This window comes from Streptomyces sp. B6B3 (assembly GCF_039871525.1).
GTDB lineage: Bacteria > Actinomycetota > Actinomycetes > Streptomycetales > Streptomycetaceae > Streptomyces.
Map to the genome: position 1 here is coordinate 164,110 of NZ_JBDPLU010000019.1, position 14,652 is coordinate 178,761.

Consider the following 14,652-nt stretch of genomic DNA (forward strand, 5'->3'; position numbering starts at 1 on the left):
CCGTGGATCCGCGTGCGCCGCATCAGCCCTCGGCGTTCGGCGTTCGGCGCACCGCGCCGGACGCCGAGGGCCCATGAAACGACGCCCACGATCTCGGCGGCGGTCAGCTGACCTCGGGCAAAGCCGCCGCCATCGCGCGGCGCGCCCCGCGGTGGGGCAACGGGAAGATGATCTTCAAGCCCTGCTCGCCGCCCGGCGAGAGGACGACGAAGAACGAGTTGAGCAGGCGCTCCCTGACCTTCGAGCGGACCAGACCGGCGCGCGGAATCGTCATCTGGAGATCCCCCGGCCATTCGTTCGCCCCCCTCGTCCCGAAGACGAACACCCGACGGTCGGTCATCACCAGATAGAACGGAGCCCGCCTCGGGATCGTCGTCAGCGCCCCGAGGGTCAGCACCGTGGACACGGCCGCGGAGGCGGCCCTCGTCGCCACGACCCGGGCAGCGGAGACGGTGCTCAGGTTCACGATGGCCGTCACCTCAACCGGCTCCCCCGGTTCGAGCAAGGGCCCGACGGCCTCGAACACCAGCCTGCGGCGCTTCGCGCGCATGGCTCCACTCCTGACGGTCGGCATGCAGCGGACGAACACCTCCGCCCGGCCCGCGGCCGATCCCGCTGCCGGAGCGCAGCCACACTATCCGGCTCCGGGCCGGCTGCGTCCGTCTCAAGACCCGTTCGTCTGGCCACCACGGGCGCCTGGTCAGGGTGGGAGGTCGACGCGCCGTCGCCACTCGGCCAGAGTCATCCCACGTCGGGCCCGTTGGGCGGCGGCGTGGTCGCGCACGGGCTCACCCCACTCCCGGAACCGGCGGGTGAGCCTGCCGGCGGACACGCCGTACTTCCGAGCCAGCGAACTCATCGACCGCCCGCCTCGGTAGAGGGCCACGGCCTCGTCGCGGGCGATGGCCGGCATCTGCTTACGCGGCATCAACGCCATCCCGCACCGTCTCCACGCCCACGCCCGTCGGGCCCGGGCAGTCGTGCCGCTCGCGCTCCGCCTCGGTGAGCAACCCGCCACAGGCGCACCGCTCGTGATGCGGGATCGGGTTGCGGATGTGATCCGGTGTCCCCGCCGACCAGTCGATCGGCTCAGGCACCGCGCACCTCGCCATCCCCCCGGCGGGGCGAGCCGAGCACCGTGGCGAGGGCGGTGCGCAGCAACTCCGGGCTGGTCAGGCAGTCCCCGACCACCGGCGGCTCGATCAGCCACCGCCGGGACGTGGCCCAACGGGGCGGGGGGACATGGATCTGCTGTCCCCGGCCCAGGACTGTGACGCTCGGGATCCGCCAGCCGTCGGTCGTGCGGACGGGCACCAGCCAGGTGACGGTGTCCTCGTTCTGGTCCTCGATGGCCGGGCCGGAGCGGTGCTGCATCAGATTGATGACCAGGACAGCGTCGAACGCGGCCAGCTGGACGGCGTCCCACCACCTCCCACACGGCACCGCACGAACACCCTGGCGGACATCGGGCAGCCACTCCGGACGGGCTGGTGGCCCGGCAGACTCAGGCATGACGCAGCACCCGCCCGAGATCTGCCACCACGTCGGTCAGCGCTACCCGTCCGGACATGTTGTGCACGTAGGCACGGTGTTCGCGTTGAGACGCAGCGTCACGCAGAATTCCGGGCGACACGACGGCCCCTCTCCGTTGCTCAGGTCGGTGGAGGGACCGTAGGCCGCCGTCGACGAACCGACCCGAACTCTCAGTTCGGGTCGACCACGGGGACGGCTGCTCAGAGGGCGCCCATGCGCTGCGCCAGCGAGCTCGCCTGCCTGCGGTACGTGGGGCGCACCCGCCTGACCAGGCGGTGTGCGATGGCGTGTGCTTCCGGGCTCCGCGCCAGATCCTCCGGGGCCATCTCTTCCAGGTCGATGAGGTGGAGCAGCACAGCGGTGTCCTCGCGCCGCAGGTCGTAGCAGCGTGCGAGGTCAAGGGTGAAGGTGAACCGCCGCTCGCGGGAGGGTAAGACGTCCGTACTCACCTGGTCGGCAACGCGCAGGGCTTCGGTTGTCTCCCCGGCCCGCATTTCGATGGTCAGGAGGTGCAGCTTCACGTTCGTCGGTCCGAAAACCGTCCACATCGTGTTCCCTTCGCCCGCGTTATCGGCCAGGGGAGCGGCGCTCTTCTCCAGATGCTCTCGAGCCGGCCACCATTCGCGACGGTGAGTCCGACTGAGAACGACCACCAGTTCCAGAGCGCCCTGCATCGCTTTGGAGTCCTGGTTCCCCGGACACTCCTTGAGCTGGCTCAGCCCCTGCCGCGCCACGTGCTCGGCGTCGTCAGGGCGGTCGTCGCCGAGGAGCACATGGCCAAGGTTCCAGTGCGCTGCGGCGATCCGCACAGGGTCATCGGCCTCTTCGGCAGCTCGCAACGCCCGGTCCGCGACCATCACCGACAGGTCGGAGCGTCCGGTACGGCGACAGTAGGAGCGGAGAAGCCCATAGAGGTCGGCGGCGCATCGGAGGACTTCGCGTCGTTCGTCGGGCGTCGCTGTGGCACTGGCCCGCCGTGCGCACTCCACTTCAGCAATCAGGGTTGGCAGTACGGCGGCTGCCACGGTGAAACGCTGGGGGGATGTCTGCCACATCCGCCATGCCTGCTCCACGCGATCGCGGAGAACGACAGAAGTAAGTGGGTCGCCGCCACTGACAGCCGCCGGACCGATACCGAGCAGTCCCTCGACGACCGAGGTGGCACTTCCGGAGCCACTGGGTGCGGCTTGGTCGGGCTCGCCCAGAAGAACGGACAGCGGAGTCCCGACCTCTCTGGCAAGGGAGGAAAGCACTGTGAGTGACGGTAGCTTGAGGCCGCGTTCGATCTGTGACAGGTAATCAACTGTGATCCCGCACAGGCCGGCAACGGCAACCTGCGATCGCCCCTGTTTCTCCCGCGCCGCACGCAGGCGTTTCCCGAGTTCGAATCCGGACGCTGCCATGCGATCCCCCACTCTGCGAGGCCGTAGAGTCAGCATAGAAGCACAGGGAGTGCCGAGAAGTGACGTGGGCCGATCGGGGCAGGGGAATGAGATGACCTGGCTGGTGCTGTGGGACATCGACCACACCTTGATCTCGATGTGCGGCTCTGGTCGGGACCTGTTCGGTGCTGCTTTCGAACAGGTCACCGGCGTACGCATGAGGCAGCAGGCGGCGGTTGACGGCATGACCGACCGCGTGATCTTCCGCGAGACGGCGGCTCTGCACGGTCTGACCACCACCCGGAAGGACTTCGAGAGCTTCGCGGTTGCCCTGGGCGCCCAGCACCTCAACCGCGCGGTGGAAATTCGCGAACGGGGGCACGCGCTCCCGGGCGCGGCATCGGCGCTTCGCGCGCTGGCAGGCGTCCCGGGCATGCGCCAGACTGTGGTCACCGGCAACATCCGCGTGTCGGCCGAGGTCAAGTTGCGGGTGTTCGGACTCGACGGTCCGATCGTCTGGGACATCGGTGCCTATGGCGAAGACAGCGACACCCGGCCACCGCTGGTTCAAGCTGCCCTGCGCCGTGCGCGGCACAGCGAATCTGAGGGTCGGGTCGTCCTCATCGGCGACACTCCGGCAGACGTCGCCGGGGCACTGGCCAACAACGTCCGCGTCATCGGCGTCGCCTCGGGCCGCAGTTCCGAAGCAGACCTCCGTGCGGCTGGCGCCATCACCACCCTGCCAGATCTGACCGACAACGAGTTGGTGATGAAGCTCGTGATCGCGGACGACTCATTCACGTGACGACGAACGGCCTCTTGCTCACGGGACACAATGCGCCCATGACCCGAGCCGAACCCGTGCCCGTGCTGGCGCCCGAAGTGATGCGGTTCTACGCCACCACGGTCAACGAGGCCGACCGCCTGACGACCACCGCCGACGGCCGGCTGGAACTGCTGCGCACCCAGGAGTTGCTGCGCCGCTACCTGCCGCCCGCTCCGGCCCGGATCCTGGATGTGGGCGGTGGTCCAGGGATCCACGCACGGTGGCTCGCCGAGAACGGGTACCAGGTGCACCTGGTCGACCCGGTGCCACGGCATGTCGAACAGGCGGGCCGGGTGTCCGGCTGTACGGCGGAGCTCGGGGACGCTCGGCAACTCGCCGTCGGCGACTCCTCATGCGATGTGGTGCTGCTACTCGGCCCGCTCTATCACCTCATCGAGGCCGAGGACCGCCGCCAGGCCCTGCGCGAGGCACGCCGAGTCCTTTGCCCGGGCGGACTGCTGGCCGCTGCCGGCATCAGCTGCTACGCCAGCCTGTTCGAACACGCCGCGTTCTCTCATCTGCACACCCCGGCCATGCGCGAGAGCGTCACGCGCGTTCTCGAGACGAAGATCCATGACGGAAAGCGCGCGTTCACCCAGGCGTACTTCCACAGCGGGCAGGAGTTGCACGCCGAAGTCACGCGGGCGGGATTCACCGGCGCCCACGTCTTCGGCGTCGAGGGCCCGGCCTGGGCCATGCTCGCGGCCACCGAGCGGCACACGGGTGTCTCCGTCGTCGACACGCCCTTGTTCGAGTCCGCGCTGGCTGCCGCGCAGATGGCCGAGCCCTTCCCCGAACTCCTGGCAGCCAGCTCGCACATGCTCGCCGTGGCCCATCGCGGATGAGTCGGCCACCGCGCATATGAGGGACGCGGCCCGGCCGGGTCAGGTGGTGTCGGTCGGGTTGCTCGGGGTCCTGCGCGCGGAGGGCGTCCACGTGTCCGCCACCCGAACCAGAGGTACGGAGCGCTGGGCGATCTCGTGCGTGGTGTGTCCTGTCTGATGGGACACACCACGCACGATGTGCCGTCAGCGGCGGATGGCGACCAGACGGAACGTGCGGGCTGCCCCGTTCAACTCCATCGCGTACAGGGATTGTTCGTCCCATTCCATGACGTCGGTGAGGTAGAGGAAGCTGTCCTCGGCGTCCTGAGGGAGGAGTCCCTGGAGGTTCAGCGTGCCGTCCGCCGGATCCAGCCGGGCGATATTGAGGTAGGGGTACCCCTCGTCCGCCAGCACCTCGTGGAGCACCAGCGGCTCCTCGTCCACGGCACCTACCAGGCCCCGGCCCTCCGGGAACTCCCGCTCCCACAGCTCCTCGCCGGTCTCGACATCGAAACCACGGATGATGTCCGGCTCCTCGTCGGAGTTCCTACTCCGCGTGATCAACAGCGAGTCCGCGAGGTGGTACTCAGACGTCTCGTAGGCGGCGTCGTACTCGTCGGAGCCAGCCTCCAGGTCGGCGCGGCTTTCGCGGGGGATCTCGCTGCGTACGTCTCCGTCGTCGTCGTACACCTGGAAGCTGTCCGGGGTCATCAGAATCAGCGGCTCTCCCGTGACGACGGAACCGTCGGTGACCGACCGCCTATCCTCTACCGACCGTGTCCACAGCTCGTCGCCGGTCTCCGTGTCGTAGACCGTCAGCCGACCCTCAACCTCTCCCGCGACCTGACACCCGCCCCGCACGATGGCGCGCTCACCGGAGATGTCCCAGAAGGGCGTCGACGCCCGGACACAGTCCTCGCCACCCGGCAACTCGGGCAGTTCCTCGCCGTCCGCCACGGCGAAACGGCGAGGCGTGGGCAGCCCCCACCCTTCCAGATCCACGGTGATCGCCCGCTCCCCCACGGTGGCCGGCACATCCTCGTCGGGGTCGTTGTCGGTGCTGGGCAACTCCTCGCTCCACATCACCTCGCCACGGCCGGTGTCGACGGCCGCGAGCACGGTGCAGCTCGTGCGGCCCTCCGGCCGAAACAGCACCGCGCCGACGCCCTGATCGTTCATGTCCTCGCTCGTGGCGCACGGGACGAGGTGGCCGCCCTCCGGGTGTTCGAGACGCCAGAGATCCTCGCCCGACTCCGGGTCGTGGCCCCACACACCCGCGTTGGTGAGCAGCACGACCACCCGGTCCGACGCCCAGACGCGTTGGAAATCCTCCCCGAGGTCGGCCTCGCCCACGTCCACCGGCGTGGTCCGCCACAGCGCCTCCAGCACCGCGTCGCCCTCCGGCGGCGCGCTGGGGCCGCCCCCGGTCAGCTCCTCGTCCCCGGTGTCGCCGTTCACCAGCACCACGCCAACCGCCACGAGGAGCGCCGACAGCGCACCCCCCAGAACCACCAGCCACGTCCTACGCCCCAACTTCCCCACCATGCGCAACTCCCCCCGAAGGTCCCTCCCTTACCTGCCCCGACGCGCCCATGCCCAGTGCGGTTGCACAGACACTCGATACTGCAGGCACCGTTGCGAACCCGACCTTCTTGACGGATAGCGGCGGCGAGGCGCGGTGCGTCACGCTTTACCACCAGAGCGTGTCGTCGGCGTGGACAGACGCGTCCACAGGCGCCAGGTGGCAGGTTCCCGTTCGTTGATCACCCCTTCTTGTCACCCACCACGGCTAGGCTGGCCCCCAGCACATCGACCACATAGCGGACGAGGCAGTACACATGGACACGTGCCCCGATCCCGCTCGGCCGGAGGAGCTCATCTCGCGGCCCTCACGTACCCCCGGGGCCCTGCGGCTGGCCCTCGCTCGCCTGGCTCCGCATCGCCTGGTCGAGATGGAGCGGCAGAAGGAGGAGGCTCTTGCCCTCGCTGCCCAGCACGACAGCATCAGCCCCATCCGGAGTTGGCTGACGATCTGGGCGGGCGAGGTGGAGATCGAACGGCGGCCGGACCTGGCCACACGCCGCCAGGCCGCAGAGTGTGCCGCTCAAACTCTGGACCGAGAGGATCCTCGCTTGCGGGAAGCGATGAACGAGCTCCGGGCAGTGGTCAACGAGGCACGCCAGGCAGCCGCGTGAGCTGGTCGATGGGAGTACGAGCCCAGCGAGCAAGCCGTCATCGCGGGCGCCCTCCGGCCCTGATCGCCGAGGTGCAGAAGAAGGCAGAGGAACTGGTCCGTGCCGCCGCGGCCCTCTACCTCGACGGCACGACGTATCAGGGTGGCCCGCTCAAGGGCGGCGACGCCATCGTCGCGGGGCGGGATGTTCGCCTAGCTCGTCGACCCCGGCATGAATGCGTGTACATCATGCAGGTCACGGCATCGTGACGAAGACCCGACGCTGGTCGTCGGCGGACCCCGGTGTTCTTCGGTGGTGAGCGACGGCACACCTTTGACGGGTGGCGGGGTGAGGGCTGGGCCGCGTCGGAGCGGAGCGCTCCCCCGCCCTTCCCGGACGCTGACCGGCACGCGTTGCACAGCCGGCGGGGTGACCGTCAGCGGCGCAGGGCGGACAGCCCCACCTTCGTGCCCTGTGGGGACAGTCTGAACACGTACATGGTCCGTTCGTCCCAGGTCAGCTGGTCCGTGTTCATGAAGCTCGGTTCGGCATCCCGCGGAAGGAGACCCTCCTCGACGAGGGCGCCGTCCTCCGGATTGAGCCGAGCGACATGGTGGTAGATCGCGCCGTTCTCGGCCGCCTCGTAGAACACCAGCGGCACCTCGTCCACGGCACCGACCAGGGCCCTCTCCTCCGGGAGATCCCGCTCCCACAGCTCCTCGCCGGTGGCCGCGTCGAAGCCGCGGAGGATGTCCTCGGTGGGGGTGTCGTTGGAACTCCGCGTGATCACCAGAGAGTCGGTGACGTGGTAGGCCACCGTCTCGAAGGCGGTTCTCCACTCGTCCGAGCCGATCTCCACATCGGCGTCGATGGCATCGAGGGGGATCTCGCTACGCACCTCCCCGTTGTCGTCGTACACCGTCAACCGGGTGCTTGAGCTCAGCGTCAGCGGGTCGTCCGTGACGAAGAGACTGTCCACGAGCGTCGAGTCTGCTGCTGACCGCTTCCACAGCTGCTCGCCGGTCTCCGCGTCGAACACTGCCAGCTGAGACCCGCTCTCTCCTCTGCACCTCGCCCTCGCGACGAGGTGCTCGACCGCGATGTCCCACGTGGCCCACGCCCAGTCGCAGTCCCCGTCCGGCAGTTGCGGCTCCGGCAGCTCCTCGCCGTCCGCCACGGCGAATCGCTCAAGGTCGTGTGCCCCTCCGAGATCCACGGTGATCGCCCGCTCGCCAACGGTGACCGGCACCTCGATGTTGTAGCCGACCGCGACGTCGTCGGTTCGCGTCAGGTCCTCGCTCCACGTCACCTCGCCACGGCGGGTGTCAACGGCGGCCAGCACCGTGCAGTTGGGGAGATCCCCCGGACCATCCTCCGTCTGATAGAGCAAAGCGCCGACGCCCGCACCGTTCACGCCCTCGCTCGCCGCGCACGGGGCGAGATCGCCGCCCTCCGGGTGTTCGAGCCGCCAGAGCTCCTCCCCCGACTCCCCGTCGTAGCCCCACACACCCCCGTTGGTGATCATGACGACCACCCCGTCCGACCGCCAGACGCGGTAGATCTCCACACTGCCCTGGGCCGCGGGGTAACCACCGGCCACGTGTCCGGTCCGCCAGAGCGTCTCCATGACGCCCTCGGGCCCCGCCGACCCGCCGGGACCGCCACCGCCCGCGGCCGGCTCCTCGCCATCGGTGTCGCTGTTCACCAGCAGCAGACCACCCGCCACGAGGAGCGCCAGCAGCACACCCCCGAGAACCGCCAGCCGCGCCCCACGTCCAACCCGCCCCGCCATGCGTAACTCCCCCCGAAGGTCCCTCCCTTACCCATCCCGACGCGCCCATGCCCGCAGCGGTTGCACGGAGCACTGGTGCGGCAAGCACCGTTGCGGACTCGACCCCTTGACGGACCGCGGCGCGGGCCTACGCTGCGTCGAATGGGAGCGCTCCCATGAACCCCCACCCGACCTCCCGTCAAGGACGGTACTCATGAAGCGCAGACATCGTCCCCTGCTCACCATGGCCCTGGTGGCCGCGAGCACGCTCGCCGCGGGTGCGTTGCCCGTGCAGGCCGCGGCGGCCGAAGGGCCGGCGCTCGCCGTGGACCTCACCGCGGACCGGTACCCGATCAGCCCGGACATCTACGGGATGAACTTCGCCGACCCGACGCTGCTGGCGGAGCTGGAGCTGCCCGTGGACCGTTGGGGCGGCAACGCCACCACCCGCTTCAACTACCTCAACGACACCAGCAACCGGGCCAGCGACTGGTTCTTCGAGAACATCCCGAACGAGGTCGCCGACCCGTCGGCGCTTCCCGAGGGCTCCACCTCGAACCAGTTCGTCGAGAAGGACCTCGCCGCCGGCGCCGACACCATCATGACCGTCCGTTGATCGGCTGGATCCCCAGGGAACGGGAGAAGGCCTGCGGATTCAGCGTCGAGAAGTACGGCCCGCAGCAGGCCACCGACGAATGGGCCCCGGACTGCGGCAACGGCATCGCGCCCGACGGCACCCGGATCACCGGCAACGACCCGACGGACACCAGCATCCCGGCCGGCGCCGACTACGTGGCCGACTGGGTGGAGTACCTGACGGGGAAGTACGGCACCGCCGAGGACGGCGGCGTCGCGTACTACAACCTCGACAACGAGCCCGACATCTGGCACGAGACGCACCGCGACGTGCATCCGGAGGGCGCGAGCTACGACGAGATCAGGGACGCCGCCTACGAGATCGCCGGCGCGATCAAGGAGGTCGACCCCAGCGCGCAGACCCTGGGCCCGACCGGCTGGGGCTGGAACTCGATCTTCATGTCGGGGCTCGACCAGAAGACCTGCAACGAGGAGGGCGGCTCCTGCTGGTCGAACCCGCCGGACCGGGCGGCGCACGGCGGCGTGCCGTTCGCCGAGTGGTACCTGGCGCAGCTGGCGGCCTACGAGGAGGAGACCGGCCAGCGCATCCTCGACTACTACGACAACCACTGGTACCCGCAGGGCACCGGCGTGGCCAGCGGTTCGGACGATCCGGCGGCCCAGGAGCTGCGGCTGCGCTCGCCGCGCCAGCTGTGGGACCCGGAGTACGTGGACGAGAGCTGGATCAACGAGCCGGTGGCGCTGATCCCGCGGATGCGGGAGCTGGTCGAGGAGAACTACCCGGGCACGAAGATCGGCATCTCCGAGTACAACTACGGCGCGCTGGACACCGTCAACGGCGCGCTGGCGCAGGCGGACGTGCTGGGCATCTTCGGGCGGGAGGGCCTGGACCTGGCGACGCTGTGGGCGCCGCCGCAGGCGACCGACCCGGGCGCGTACGCCTTCCGGATGTACCTGAACTACGACGGCGAGGGCTCCGGGTTCGGCGACATCGCCATCCCGGCCAGCAGCGACGACCCGGACCAGGTGGGCGTCTACGCGGCCGAGCGGAGCGAGGACGGCGCGCTGACCCTGATGGTCGTCAACAAGTCGCAGACCGACCTCACCGTGCCGCTCTACCTGGCCGGCGCCGACCGGGGCGCGGTGGCCGCCGAGGTGTACCAGTACGGCGAGGCGGACCCGACGGCGATCTCGCGGCTGGCCGACCAGCGGCTGGTGGACGGGCAGGCGACGCTCGACCTCCCCGCCAACTCGATCACCGAACTGGTCGTGCCCGGCGACGAGTCGGTCTGCGACGCGGTCCCGACGGTGGCGGACTCGGCGCCCGCGCCGGCCCGGATCCCGGCGGCCGACGCGGCCGAGCCCGCGGCCGGCGTCCGCCCGGTCGTGGACGTGGCGACCCGGCGGAACTGACCTCGGCGGCAGGCGCGTTGAGCGCGGGTCGTCCCACGGGCCGGGCCGTCCGTCGTGTGGCGGACGGCCGGCCCGTGCGCGGTACCGGCGGGCTACGTCGTGGTACCTGAGGAGGACGCCCGGAGTTCGGCTGCGCTGGTGACGACGACGACGGCGCGGCGACCGTAGCTTTCCAGGGTGATCCGGGCCCCGTGGGGGGAGGCCCGGGTCCCTCATCCGATGGATGGCCGGCCGCTTCGCCGGCTGCTCCGATACCTACCCCGTACTTATCGAGTAAGCGAACGGGCGAGTAGGTGGGAGCGGAGAGAAACGGAAGTAACGGGGTGTCAGAGACACATCGCACCGGCCCCGTCGAGGCGGCGGGTTACGCCCTGGCGGCGGCGGTCCTCGTCATCGGCGGGGCGCTGCTCACCACGCCGGTGCTGAACTGGGTGATCGGCCCGCTCATCGTCGTCGTGTGCGTCGCGGTCGTCGGTCGACTCTGCGACGCCCGCCGCGGCCGGGCCGCCACCGAGAGCGCGGAGGGCGCCGCGGGCACCGCGGGTGCCGAGGGCACCGCCGGCGCCACCGAGAGGCGGCTGCCGTGAGCTGGGCCGCGCACGAGCTGGAGAGCTACCTGCTGCACAAGCATCTGAAGGTCAGGGTGTCGTATCTGGCGATCCTGGTCGGCTGCCTCTCCCCCGACATGCTCACCAAGCTGCCGGTCTACGGCATCCAGATCGGCAACTTCGTCTTCAAGCCGGAGGACCCCTGGGACTACCACCGGGGCTGGCCGGGGGCCGGGTTCACGCACTCGCTGATGTTCGGCGTGGTCATCGGCCTGCTGGTGCTGTGGCTCTTCAGGAGCCGGGAGTGGGGACTCGGGCTGTTCATCGGCACCTCGGCCCACGTGCTGACGGACGTCTTCGACAGCGTCGGCACGATGGTCTTCTTCCCGTTCACCACCCAGCACTACAGCACCGGCATGTGGGCCTACGCGGCCCAGGCCGGGCGCTACGGGGACGCGGCGGCGTACTACGGCAGCCTGGGCCTGGTGTGGGACCTGTTCTGGCTGGCCCTGGTGCTGCTCGGCTTCCGGGCGCTGCGGGCCCGGTACTTCTTCGACGAGGTGGTGCCGTCGGACCCGGCGTGGGGCTGGCTGCGGCGCCGGCTGCACGTGTCGGACCGGGTCATGCTGGCCTGCTACCGGGCGTCCTTCGTCTACGGCGCCTGCCGGATCTTCGGCTGGACCATCTGGGCGCAGTTGGTGGAGGACGCGCCGATGGACCTGACGTGGGGCGGCCCGCACTGGGTGGACAAGGCGACGGTGGAACACGCCTCGGCCGGCGAGTTGGCGCTCCAGACGACCATCGGCCTGGCCGGCCTCGTCGTCACCACGTGGCTGCTGTGGGCCCTGGTCGGCCGCCGCCTGTGGGCCCGGGCGGCCCCCGAACCGACGGCGGGGACGAAGAAGGCCGGCGGGCCGGCGCGGCCCGGCACGGCGAAGGGCGACCGCCCGCTGGCCCGTGTCGCGGACGACGCGCCCGCCGACCGCGCCTAGGACCCGGGCGCGCCGCCGCAGTGGCGGCGGCGCGCTCCGGCCAACGGTGGTCAGGTCGGGGTGCGGGTGGTGCGGAGGCGGCGGGTGTCGTCGAGGGTGGGGCAGCCGGCCAGGCCCATGGCGTCGCGGAGTTCGTCGGCCACCAGGTCGAGCACCCGGGACACCCCGGCCTCCCCGCCGGTGGCCAGCCCCCAGGCCACCGGGCGGCCCAGCAGCACGCCGTGGGCGCCGAGGGCGAGCGCCCGCAGCACGTCCGTTCCGCCGCGCACGCCGCTGTCCAGCAGCACCTCGCAGCGGTCCCCGACGACGCGGGCGATGTCGGGCAGCGCGTCGATGCTGGGCACGGCGCCGTCGAGCTGCCGGCCGCCGTGGTTGGAGACCACGACCGCGTCGGCGCCGCACTCCACCGCCTGACGGGCGTCCTCGGGGGCGAGCAGGCCCTTCAGGACCAGCGGGAGCCGGGTGCGTTTCCGCAACGTCTCCACGGACGCCCAGGTGAGCGATGCGGAGAACGCCTCGCCGGTGTGCGCGGCCACCGCCGAGGCGTCGGCGAGCCGGGTGTGCGCCGCCGTGCCGGTGGCGACGTTGGCGGCCCGCACGTGGTCGGGCAGCGCGAAACGGTTGCGGACGTCCCGGAGCCGGCGGCCCATCCACGGCACGTCCACGGTGAGCACCACGGCCCGGCAGCCGGCGTCCTCGGCCCGCCGGACCAGGTCGAGCGTCCGGGCGGTGTCGCGCAGCCAGTAGAGCTGGAACCAGACGGTCCCGCCGACCGCGGTGAGTTCCTCGATCGGCACGCTGCTCAGGGTGCTCGCCGTGAACGGCACGCCCGCCGTCTTCGCCGCGCGGGCGACGGCGAGTTCGCCGTCGGGGTGGAAGAGCCGCTGGTACGCGACGGGCGCGGTGGCCACCGGCAGCCGGGCGGGCGCGCCGAGCAGCGTGGTGTCCGTCGTGCGCCGCGCGACGTCGCGCAGCGCCCGGGGGATCAGGAAGACCCGACTCAGCGCGGCCCGGTTGGCGTCGAGCGTGGTCTCGGCGCCGCTGCCGCCCGCGAGGAAGTCCCAGACATCGGGCGGCAGCGCGGCGGCGGCGGCGCGTTCGAGGTCCGCCAGGCAGTGCGCCGCGCCCGCCCCGGGGTCACCTCCTGAGCTCACGTTGCTGCGTCCGCTCCAGTTCCACGGCCTCGTAGAGCGCCTTGATGTTGGAGCTGCCGAAGGTCCGGGCCCCCTGCCGCTCGATGACCTCGAAGAACAGCGTGTGCCGCGGGTGGTTCGAGGCGGTGAAGATCTGGAACAGCTGGCCGCCGTGGTCCTCGTCGACCAGCACGCCGGTCGACCGCAGGTCCGCGACCTTCTCGGGGCTGAGCGCGATCCGCTGGCCGAGCAGGTCGTAGTAGGTGCCGGGCGTGCTGAGGAAGGTGACGCCGCGTCCGGCCAGGGTGCGCACCGAACGGACCGCGTCCGGCGAGGAGAACGCCAGGTGCTGGACGCCGGCGCCCTGGTTGCTGTCGATGAACTCGTCGATCTGCCCGGGGTCCGCGGCGGAGTCGGGCTGGAGCAGCGTCAGGGTGACCGCGCCCGACGGGCTCTGCACCACCTTGGACTCCATGGCCTGGGAGCCCACCACGATGTGCTCCTCGAAGATGTCGTCGAACCCGAGCGCCCGCTGGTAGTAGGCGACGGTCGGGCCGAGGTCCCCGGTGGGCAGGCACACGGCGACGTGGTCGATCTCGACGAGGCCGATCGCCTCGGCGGCGGGGTCGGCCGGCGCGGCGTCGGTGGCGGGCGCGGGCTCGATGCCCGCCGGGAGGCCCGGTCCGTCGTCCGGCGCCCGCTCGACGAGGGTGTGCAGCACGTCGCCGAAGCCGCCGAGCACGGCCGTGACGGCGGGTCCCTGACCGGCGTCCGGGTGGTCGGTGGGCTCCCGGTGCACGCGGGCGCCGTTGGCCGCCGCCACCGCGAACGCCGCGCGCACGTCGGGAGTGCGCAGCGCGATGTCGGCGACGCCGTCGCCGTGGGTGACCACGTAGGCGGTGCCGGGGTGGCGGTCCGACGTCGGCTGGGTGAGCAGCAGGACGATCCGGCCGTGGCGCAGGGCGATGCTGCGGTGGTCGGCGGAGGCGCCGGTGCCGACCAGGGTGAAGGCGTACCTGTCGATCCAGTGCCGGGCGGACGCGTCCACGTCCTCGACGTACATCTCGACATGGTCGATCGCCAGATCGGCGAGGGGGGTTAAGGGTTGCGACGACTTCGCCATGAGTGAGTCCACCTCATCGGATTGGCTTTTCGGAGTCTAGTTGCGAGCGGCCTCGTTGGTTTTTGATCAGTTGGACATGCAGTTGGACACTCCGTCGGGCTCAGCCCATGGCCGTCGGGTAGTCGTGGAAGCCTGCGGCTCGTTTGCGTCCGGTGCGGCCCTGGGCGACGAGTTTCAGGAGTAGCGGGCTGGGGTGGAAGCGCGGGTCCGAGGTGTGTTCGTGCAGGACGTTGAGGGTGTCGACGATGGTGTCCAGGCCGATGAGGTCGGCGGTGGCCAGCGGCCCGGTGGGGTGGCCGAAGCAGTCGCGGAAGATCCGGTCGACGGTGGCGGGGC

Annotated in this window: 18 protein-coding genes; 8 read left to right on the top strand and 10 right to left on the bottom strand. The window is 70.6% G+C overall.

Annotated features, from left to right (window positions below):
- Positions 1 to 103: 103 nt before the first annotated feature.
- The 5 genes from ABGB06_RS30865 to ABGB06_RS30885 all read right to left on the bottom strand — a co-directional run bounded on the left by ABGB06_RS30865 (position 104) and on the right by ABGB06_RS30885 (position 2,936).
- The gene (locus ABGB06_RS30865; protein WP_347595636.1) at positions 104 to 550 is read right to left on the bottom strand and encodes a hypothetical protein; all 447 of its coding nucleotides are present in this window, start codon (positions 548 to 550) and stop codon (positions 104 to 106) included.
- A 150-nt stretch (positions 551 to 700) separates the two neighbouring features.
- Entirely contained in the window at positions 701 to 928 is a 228-nt protein-coding gene (locus tag ABGB06_RS30870) for a hypothetical protein (RefSeq protein WP_347595639.1), read from the bottom strand.
- Complete coding sequence (locus tag ABGB06_RS30875) at positions 918 to 1,097, bottom strand: hypothetical protein (RefSeq protein WP_347595641.1); 180 nt, start codon at positions 1,095 to 1,097, stop codon at positions 918 to 920. The genes ABGB06_RS30870 and ABGB06_RS30875 overlap by 11 nt, the downstream gene beginning before the upstream one ends.
- Positions 1,090 to 1,443, bottom strand: a complete 354-nt coding sequence (locus ABGB06_RS30880) for a hypothetical protein (protein WP_347595643.1) — start codon at positions 1,441 to 1,443, stop codon at positions 1,090 to 1,092. The genes ABGB06_RS30875 and ABGB06_RS30880 overlap by 8 nt, the downstream gene beginning before the upstream one ends.
- Positions 1,444 to 1,733: 290 nt before the next feature.
- Complete coding sequence (locus tag ABGB06_RS30885; RefSeq protein WP_347595646.1) at positions 1,734 to 2,936, bottom strand: helix-turn-helix transcriptional regulator; 1,203 nt, start codon at positions 2,934 to 2,936, stop codon at positions 1,734 to 1,736.
- A 91-nt stretch (positions 2,937 to 3,027) separates the two neighbouring features.
- Here ABGB06_RS30885 and ABGB06_RS30890 point away from each other — a divergent pair, with 91 nt between their 5' ends.
- Both ABGB06_RS30890 and ABGB06_RS30895 read left to right on the top strand, forming a co-directional pair.
- Complete coding sequence (locus ABGB06_RS30890) at positions 3,028 to 3,720, top strand: haloacid dehalogenase-like hydrolase (RefSeq protein WP_347595649.1); 693 nt, start codon at positions 3,028 to 3,030, stop codon at positions 3,718 to 3,720.
- A gap of 38 nt (positions 3,721 to 3,758) precedes the next feature.
- Positions 3,759 to 4,586, top strand: a complete 828-nt coding sequence (locus ABGB06_RS30895; protein ID WP_347595652.1) for a class I SAM-dependent methyltransferase — start codon at positions 3,759 to 3,761, stop codon at positions 4,584 to 4,586.
- Between the two features lie 183 nt (positions 4,587 to 4,769).
- Here the strand turns inward: ABGB06_RS30895 and ABGB06_RS30900 are convergent, their stop codons facing one another.
- Entirely contained in the window at positions 4,770 to 6,110 is a 1,341-nt protein-coding gene (locus ABGB06_RS30900; RefSeq protein ID WP_347595654.1) for a PQQ-binding-like beta-propeller repeat protein, read from the bottom strand.
- 407 nt (positions 6,111 to 6,517) lie between these two features.
- Here ABGB06_RS30900 and ABGB06_RS30905 point away from each other — a divergent pair, with 407 nt between their 5' ends.
- Positions 6,518 to 6,760, top strand: coding sequence for a hypothetical protein (locus ABGB06_RS30905; protein ID WP_347595657.1), 243 nt, complete (start codon positions 6,518 to 6,520; stop codon positions 6,758 to 6,760).
- A 71-nt stretch (positions 6,761 to 6,831) separates the two neighbouring features.
- Entirely contained in the window at positions 6,832 to 7,008 is a 177-nt protein-coding gene (locus ABGB06_RS30910; RefSeq protein WP_347595660.1) for a hypothetical protein, read from the top strand.
- A 167-nt stretch (positions 7,009 to 7,175) separates the two neighbouring features.
- Here ABGB06_RS30910 and ABGB06_RS30915 read toward each other — a convergent pair whose 3' ends face one another.
- Positions 7,176 to 8,264: a PQQ-binding-like beta-propeller repeat protein gene (locus ABGB06_RS30915; protein WP_347595663.1), complete on the bottom strand. Its 1,089-nt coding sequence runs from the start codon at positions 8,262 to 8,264 to the stop codon at positions 7,176 to 7,178.
- 460 nt (positions 8,265 to 8,724) lie between these two features.
- On the opposite strand from ABGB06_RS30915, the gene ABGB06_RS30920 reads away from it, so the two are divergent.
- The 4 genes from ABGB06_RS30920 (at position 8,725) to ABGB06_RS30935 (ending at position 12,060) form a co-directional block, all read left to right on the top strand.
- Complete coding sequence (locus tag ABGB06_RS30920; RefSeq protein WP_347595666.1) at positions 8,725 to 9,126, top strand: hypothetical protein; 402 nt, start codon at positions 8,725 to 8,727, stop codon at positions 9,124 to 9,126.
- Positions 9,123 to 10,520, top strand: a complete 1,398-nt coding sequence (locus ABGB06_RS30925; RefSeq protein WP_347595669.1) for a glycoside hydrolase family 44 protein — start codon at positions 9,123 to 9,125, stop codon at positions 10,518 to 10,520. Before ABGB06_RS30920 ends, ABGB06_RS30925 begins: the two co-directional genes overlap by 4 nt.
- 323 nt (positions 10,521 to 10,843) lie before the next feature.
- Complete coding sequence (locus tag ABGB06_RS30930; protein WP_347595672.1) at positions 10,844 to 11,107, top strand: hypothetical protein; 264 nt, start codon at positions 10,844 to 10,846, stop codon at positions 11,105 to 11,107.
- On the top strand, positions 11,104 to 12,060 hold the full coding sequence (locus ABGB06_RS30935) for a metal-dependent hydrolase (protein WP_347595675.1): 957 nt from the start codon (positions 11,104 to 11,106) through the stop codon (positions 12,058 to 12,060). Before ABGB06_RS30930 ends, ABGB06_RS30935 begins: the two co-directional genes overlap by 4 nt.
- Positions 12,061 to 12,110: 50 nt before the next feature.
- On the opposite strand, the gene ABGB06_RS30940 is transcribed toward ABGB06_RS30935, so the two are convergent.
- From ABGB06_RS30940 to ABGB06_RS30950, 3 genes are all read right to left on the bottom strand, one after another.
- Positions 12,111 to 13,214, bottom strand: a complete 1,104-nt coding sequence (locus ABGB06_RS30940) for an alpha-hydroxy acid oxidase (RefSeq protein WP_347595678.1) — start codon at positions 13,212 to 13,214, stop codon at positions 12,111 to 12,113.
- On the bottom strand, positions 13,198 to 14,316 hold the full coding sequence (gene hppD, locus ABGB06_RS30945; RefSeq protein ID WP_347595681.1) for a 4-hydroxyphenylpyruvate dioxygenase: 1,119 nt from the start codon (positions 14,314 to 14,316) through the stop codon (positions 13,198 to 13,200). The genes ABGB06_RS30940 and hppD overlap by 17 nt, the downstream gene beginning before the upstream one ends.
- 100 nt (positions 14,317 to 14,416) lie before the next feature.
- Positions 14,417 to 14,652, bottom strand: a 236-nt coding sequence (locus tag ABGB06_RS30950) for a 3-hydroxyacyl-CoA dehydrogenase family protein (RefSeq protein ID WP_347595684.1), incomplete at its 5' end; no start/stop codon positions are given.

What these genes read in the sequence shown, in the direction of transcription:
- ABGB06_RS30900 (WP_347595654.1), bottom strand. Translation starts at nt 6,110, where the DNA reads ATGGTGGGGAAGTTGGGGCGTAGGACGTGGCTGGTGGTTCTGGGGGGT.
- hppD (WP_347595681.1), bottom strand. Translation starts at nt 14,316, where the DNA reads ATGGCGAAGTCGTCGCAACCCTTAACCCCCCTCGCCGATCTGGCGATC.
- ABGB06_RS30920 (WP_347595666.1), top strand. Translation starts at nt 8,725, where the DNA reads ATGAAGCGCAGACATCGTCCCCTGCTCACCATGGCCCTGGTGGCCGCG.
- ABGB06_RS30905 (WP_347595657.1), top strand. Translation starts at nt 6,518, where the DNA reads ATGGAGCGGCAGAAGGAGGAGGCTCTTGCCCTCGCTGCCCAGCACGAC.
- ABGB06_RS30890 (WP_347595649.1), top strand. Translation starts at nt 3,028, where the DNA reads ATGACCTGGCTGGTGCTGTGGGACATCGACCACACCTTGATCTCGATG.
- ABGB06_RS30885 (WP_347595646.1), bottom strand. Translation starts at nt 2,936, where the DNA reads ATGGCAGCGTCCGGATTCGAACTCGGGAAACGCCTGCGTGCGGCGCGG.
- ABGB06_RS30915 (WP_347595663.1), bottom strand. Translation starts at nt 8,264, where the DNA reads ATGATCACCAACGGGGGTGTGTGGGGCTACGACGGGGAGTCGGGGGAG.
- ABGB06_RS30865 (WP_347595636.1), bottom strand. Translation starts at nt 550, where the DNA reads ATGCGCGCGAAGCGCCGCAGGCTGGTGTTCGAGGCCGTCGGGCCCTTG.
- ABGB06_RS30895 (WP_347595652.1), top strand. Translation starts at nt 3,759, where the DNA reads ATGACCCGAGCCGAACCCGTGCCCGTGCTGGCGCCCGAAGTGATGCGG.
- ABGB06_RS30870 (WP_347595639.1), bottom strand. Translation starts at nt 928, where the DNA reads ATGCCGCGTAAGCAGATGCCGGCCATCGCCCGCGACGAGGCCGTGGCC.